General features: G+C 66.6%; 3 protein-coding genes and 1 pseudogene. All 4 read left to right on the forward strand.

Annotated elements, in window-relative coordinates:
* Nucleotides 1-559: 559 nt before the first annotated feature.
* Nucleotides 560-779 (forward strand): annotated as a pseudogene (locus tag BLR33_RS24835) (transposase); the annotation flags it as partial.
* A 468-nt stretch (nucleotides 780-1247) separates the two neighbouring features.
* Nucleotides 1248-1775, forward strand: a complete 528-nt coding sequence (locus tag BLR33_RS24840) for a hypothetical protein (protein ID WP_245771638.1) — start codon at nucleotides 1248-1250, stop codon at nucleotides 1773-1775.
* 10 nt (nucleotides 1776-1785) lie between these two features.
* The gene (locus tag BLR33_RS34820) at nucleotides 1786-2310 is read left to right on the forward strand and encodes a hypothetical protein (protein ID WP_143031747.1); all 525 of its coding nucleotides are present in this window, start codon (nucleotides 1786-1788) and stop codon (nucleotides 2308-2310) included.
* A 398-nt stretch (nucleotides 2311-2708) separates the two neighbouring features.
* Nucleotides 2709-6584 (forward strand): golvesin C-terminal-like domain-containing protein (locus BLR33_RS24845; protein ID WP_093786790.1); only part of this gene is annotated, 3876 nt, incomplete at its 3' end.

The following is a 6584-nucleotide window of genomic DNA, read 5'->3' on the forward strand; positions in this document are numbered from 1 at the left end:
GCAGCACCGGCGAGTTTCGAACGCATGCGGGAGAAACGGTGCGCTCGTTGCTGGGCGCCGGTTCCTGCCCGGGGAATCCTGCCAGTCAGGCCGCCACGGAATGCAGACGCCGCTCAGGAATGCCTCGAACAGCGGTTGCCGGCCACGTGCCGCCACCACGCCTGGATCGGCAGCCCGCGCGTGGTCTCGGCCACCCCTCGGAGCGACCAGCAGGCCACCACCACGTCCTCCGCGGTCAGTTCGGATCTGGCGAGGCCGTGGCGCTGGGCATCGGCCAGCAGAAGGCCCTGCAGCTCACGCGAGCGCCTGATGAGGGGTGGGCGTGGGGCATGGTCCAGCGGCGGGCCATCAGCCCGCGGCGGGTGGACAGCAGCTTCCCGATGTCCTGGAGGTAGGCGGCCAGACCTGTCCCACCGGGATCGTCGAGATGGCTCTCGGCGATGGCCACCACCTGCGAGAGGAAGCGCCAGCCCAGTTCGTCGAGGAGCGCGTTCTTGTGGGCGAAGCGCCGGTAGATGGTGCCGAGGCCGACACCGGAGCGCCCCGGATAGTTGATCTTGTGGCTGGTCGTGGTGAGTTGACGGATGCGACGTGGGAGCGGACAGCTCCGTTGTTGCCGGTGCTGGACGGTCGGGGGCGGCCCTGGCGGATCACCGACAGGTGATCGACGGGGTGTTGTGACGCTTGCGGACGGGGCTCCGTGGCCTGATCTGCCGGAGCGGTACGGGCCTCGGCAGACGGTCCATGAGTGGTGTGCCCGGCGGGAAGCCGACGGCACGCCACGTGGTCGAGCGCTGCTTCTACCGTCCCAGGGACGTTCTTCGCATCCCCGGTAATGCAGTCACCAGCAGTCCGCAGCTACTGGCAGGTCCATTTGCGACCTTCGGTGCAGCGAGCATGTGTGCTCGTCGGCTGCAATCCCGACAGGAGCGTGCCCCGTTTTCCCCGTATGGCCGATTTGCAAAACACGATGCGCGACAACCTGCGGCAAATGTGACGGGCGACACATCATGACCGCGTGTAATCAATGGCCAACTTCACGCCAGAAACTGGCAAAATATTGGCCACCCGATATCGGCTCGGTGACCATCGGTCAGCAGGGGGCACACGACCGGCGAGATGGCTTGATGCCGTCTATTCCCGGGACGCCTCAGATGCACATAGTGTCCTTCTGATCACAACAATGATCACTCTGTCGTCCGCTTCTGTGGTGATCGAGGCGGAACTTCCATGGATGGGAAAACGGAATGTCTTCCTACGCTTCACGCGCCGGGGCCACCGTGGCAGCGTTGGCTGCCTTGTGTTTCGTTGCTCCACAGGCGTCAGCAGCTGACCGTACCGCCGTCACCGAGGGGCTAAGGTTATCGCCGGCCGCGAACGCAACCACACGTACGATCGCGGCACAAGAACGACGGGCCGCCATCGAGGCGGCCACAGTCTGCGGCACAGGATACGAACTCTATTACGCCGAGCCTCTCCCCACTCTGGACACCAGGCTCGGCACACTGTTCACGTATGACAACGGCGGCCTGGGGCCGGGTGACTCGGAATGCGCCATTCTCGACAACAACACAGGGTCAGCCAAGTGGATGAAAATCCAGCTCTGCGAGAACAAGGCCAGCAATCCACGCTGCAGCGTCGATCAAGGAAACTACAGCGACTACGCAGGTCCAGTGTTCATGGACAACTGCCCGACGGTCACCGCCCTGATGAAGACGACATCCAGTTCGTCCAGCTACCTCATCAACCGTGTGCTCGGTAGCTTCTGCGACTAGTACCGTGAACGTGACAAAGAGCACCCACACCTCTCGCCTCGCCGGCAACCGCGACATCACATTGCTATGGGTGGCGATAGCACTGTCAGCGATCTTCGTTGTAACCGGATGCAGTAACGGAGGATCACAAGCGGCCGTTCCCACATCAGGTGGGATCTCACAACCGCCGACCACACCCAAAGGAGCTTCAACGTCACCCACTCCACCTCCCACTGTCTCCAGCAGGGGCAACGAGATTTTCCCAGTCACCAAAGACGGTGTTACGGTGAAAAAACCGGTGCTCAAAGGATCCGGCGACTCATTCTGGGTCGGCGTGGACGTGACTAATACCGGAACCAATCCCGCGAACTACCTCACCTACATCAGGCTGACAGGACCGCTCGGTTACAACGCATTGCTGCGCGTTCAAACTGCCACTCTGCAGCCCAGCGAAGCGAGCTCTGCCGTTTACACAGCACGTGATGAATCCGTCGGAGCCATCATCCCGAAGAATCCGACGGTCGTCATCGTGCAAGTTTTCCGCACGCCAGCCTGAAGCTGCTGCCCGAGACATCGGGCAGCCAATTTTGGCTCTTGGTGCAGACCGGAACTCAACGTTCGGCAGGCCTGTGCCCCGACTTTTCCCTGTCCGGTCTCCGTTGGAGTGTGCGCCCAGGGCCCAATCGGCAACGAGTGATCCCAGGTCACACGCCAAACCCCCTCGTACTCCGCGCAATCCTCCCGGTAGCTCACTCGGCACCCGCTCCTTTCGCGGAGCCGGTGCCCTTTCTCATGCCGTAAGGAGAAGAAAAGGTGTTCTCTTTCCGCAGACGTGGCGCGGTGGCGGTGTTCGCCGTCACTGCGGCACTCACGGGGCTCATACAGGCGTCCCCAGCAGGCGCCAGCCCGGCCCCATCGGGCGCGGCCGGCGCTTCTCAGTCGTCCTCCGGCGCCGTGGCCGATCCGGACGCGACGCTGGGCAACGGGTGGCGTACCTCCGCCGACCGCGCGGTGGCCTCGGCTGCCGACAACGACGGCGTGCACGTACTGGTCGCCGACAGCAAGGACGCCTACGCCTGGCGGACCGCCGCGGTGCTGGCGGAGCCGGGGATGCCGGCCGACACGTGGATCGGCAACAGTTGCGTGATCGACACCGGCCACGCGGCAATGGTGTACGCGCCCCGCACCTTTACCAACCACCAAGACCTCATGCTGGGCGGCGCGTTCGCGGCGGTGGTGGACCTGGACACCGGCGCGGTGACCAAACTGCCGTTCACCGCGTCGCTGGCGTACTTCGACCCGACCTGCAACCCGGCCACCGGCACCGCGGCGTTCACCGCCTACCGCGACGAGAAGACACGCCTGGTCACCGTGGACACCGCCGGGCGCACGGTCGCCGACACCACCGCGGGCGGGCAGGTGACCTCGGCGGTCCCGGTGGCGGACGGTACGGTCGCCGCGCTCGGCAACCGCCTGGTGCACATCGGCCGTACCGGCAGGACGACCACCCTGGCCGCCACCGACAGCACCCCCTACGACATCCACCCGCAGGGCGGGGGCAGTCACGGCAAAGCCGCGTACGCCTTCCTGGACCACAAGGGCGACACCACCGCGCACGCCAGGCTGTGGACGGCCGGCAAGATCACCACCGTCGCGGCCGGTCCGCTCACCGATCTCGGGCTGCAGCAGTCCGGAACGGGCAAGGTCTTCCTGACCGGCCACCCCACGGGCACGGTCCGGACCGCGGGCACGGGCATCACGAAGGTCACCGCGGGCATCGACACCCAACTGTCCAGCCTGGGGCGCTTCGCCGTCGACCCGGTCGTGGCGCCGGCCGTCCAGTCCGGCCTCGCCAACATCGCCGGCGCCGGCCGCGCCGCCGCCGTCGTCAAGCCGCAGTCGTCTCCGGCACCCGCCCCGGCGCAGACATCGGCGGGCACCGCTGACGACGGCACGCTGACGCTGACCGCGACGGCCACCACCACCGGCAGGAAGGTCACCCAGACCGTCGCTGCCGCTGCGGTCCCCAGCACTACGGCCTCGCCGGCGCTCACCGGCTCCCCCACGGCCACCACACAGACAGCGCGGCGATCGACATCGGCGAACAGTAAGCCTGCCGCGGCCACGGTGGACCACAACCCGGTGGACACCGACCGCTACTGCTCGGTGCCGCGCAACGACACCGCCGCCCAGGCACTGCAGCCCACCCCCAACCAGGTCGAGTGGGCCGTCGACATGGCCGTACGGGGCGATCTGACGTCGGGCTGGATCACCCAGGGCGGCTGGCGCTCGCAGACGGGCCTGGGCACCATCGACCCGCAGGGTCTTTTCGCCAAACCGGCCCTGACCGGCGGCGGTAACATCCCCGCACAGGTCGAACTCGGCATTCTCGCCCAGGAATCCAACCTGTGGCAGGCCGAATCCGGCGCGATTCCGGGCCAGATGGGCAACCCACTCGCGTCCGTCGCCGGCTTCTACGGCCACACCGGAACCGCCCCGTCCGACTACTGGAAAATCGATTGGGAGAACAGCGACTGCGGATACGGCGTCGGACAGGTCACCGACGGCATGCGCCTGGCCGGCCACGAGAAGCCCGGCGAGACCGCGCTCAGCCCCACCCTGCAAAAGGCCGTCGCGCTCGACTACACCGTCAACATCGCCGCCTCGCTGCAGATCCTCGCCGACAAGTGGAACGAGGTCCACAGCGCCGACTCGCCCATCACCGTCAACAACGACGACCCGTCCAAGCCGGAGAACTGGTTCACCGCCGTCTGGAACTACAACCTCGGCTTCAACCCACCCGGATCAGGCCCCGGCGGACCGGACGGCCCCTGGGGACTCGGCTGGTACAACAACCCCGCCAACCCCATCTACCCGGCCTCCCGGCTGGCGTTCATGGACACCAGCCTCGACCCGAACGCCAACCACGACGCCGCCCACCCCCAGGACTGGCCCTACGAGGAAAAGGTGATGGGCTGGGCCGCCTGGTCCATCGACACCGGACACTCCTACGCCACCAGCGGCCGGCAGGACTGGCCCGGCGAGTCCGGCTTCTCCTCCGCCGGCTTCCAACCCTCCTGGTGGCTGACGACCGGGGACCGCAGCCAGATCAAGCCCCCGCTGGACGCCTTCTGCAACAGCAGCAACGACTGCGACATCTCGAACCCGCCACCGTGCGAGACCGACCACATCGAGGGATGCGACCAACTCCACTGGTGGAACCAGCCCAACACCGTCTGGAAACCCGACTGCGCCGACACCTGCGGCCACGAAAGCATCAAGTATCAGACCCTGCGCGCCGAACCCGGCCGCGGCTACCGCCTCCAATACGGCACACCGGACTGCGCCGCCCCGCCCACCGGCGCGATCGTCGTCCACTCCGTGCCCGACGGAACACCGACCTGGAGCGACTGCGGCAACACCACGTCCGCCGGCACCTTCCAGTTCACCTTCTACCCCGACAGCGACGGCCAGTACGAGGCCAAAGGCGACCTGCACCAGATAGGCGGCGGCTACCAGGGCCACTACTGGTACGCCCACACCCGGGACACCGCCTACCTCGGCGGCGACGGCGGGCGCATGACCGTCCTCGGCGACTGGAAGATGAATGCGCCCGTCTCCCAGAAGGAGGCCAAGGTCTACGTCCATGTCCCCGACACCGGCGCGCAGGCCACCGACGCGGACTACCAGATCGTCACGCCCTTCGGCACCGTGGACAAGACGATCTCCCAGAGCGCCAACTCCGCCAACGCCTGGGTTTCGCTCGGCGCTTACCGCTTCAACGACCAGCCACCGGAGGTCAGGCTCTCCAACACCACCGGCAACGGCACCGGTGACACCGACATTGCGTGGGACGCCGTCGCCTTCGTTCCAGGCGACTACGGGGGTGTCCCCGGCATCACCTTCCCCAACCCCGACGATTCCGCGCCGCTGCCCGGCTACGAAGGACCGGCGCGGCCGGTCCAGCGCGGCGGCCTACCCGCGATGACGCCGGCCGCGCGCGCCGCGCTGACCGCGCACGAAGGCGGTGTCGCACCGATCAGACTCACCCCGGCGCAACTGCCGAAGCCGGGCGTGGGAGCGCACTGCTCCACTGCCGACGCCCAAGGCCGTTCCACTTGCATCACGGTGGGCCGGCCGGACTCGGCGGAAGCCCGGAGCATGGATAAGGCCATCCAGAACCGCCCGCTCGACGGGATTCCCATCCCGTCCTGGTGCCCCGGTTCCCAGCTGACCGACACCGAGACGCGCACTCAGGCGTGCCTCAACGGCTTTTCTCCGGTGAACATCCAGTTCTCGGTGAACGACAAAATCGTCGGGTACGCCAAGTTCGCGATGATGCAGAACATCCAGCTCTTCAACAACACCGCCGAGATCGACCAGAGCCTGATCATCGTCCCGTTCGAGATCGATCCGGAGCTGGGGGCCGTGTCGCTGAGCTGGGTGACAGCCTCGGACTGCGACGACTGCACGCAATCGCCCAAGGTCACTACGGGTGAGATGGCCTGGACCGGGTCCGAGGACCTCCATGTCGCCGCGCAGACATTCCAGACGTTCTGGAACGGCACCGGCGAGGAGGACGTCGGTCTCGGCTGGATCCTGGCGGGCGCGGTGGAAGCCGCCGATGTCACCACCCCGATCAGCCTCGGCAATACCTACGGCGACCTGGACATCAGGTGCGACGACATGACCAAGGGAAACAGCAGCCCCGGGTGCGTGTTCAAGAACTACACCCCCACGTACACGGTCAGCACCGACCGGTACCCCGCCGCCGGTGCGTACTACTGGCTGATGAGAACGCACAACAGCCACCACTTCGGCAGCACGGCC

This window comes from Actinacidiphila guanduensis (assembly GCF_900103985.1).
GTDB lineage: Bacteria > Actinomycetota > Actinomycetes > Streptomycetales > Streptomycetaceae > Actinacidiphila > Actinacidiphila guanduensis.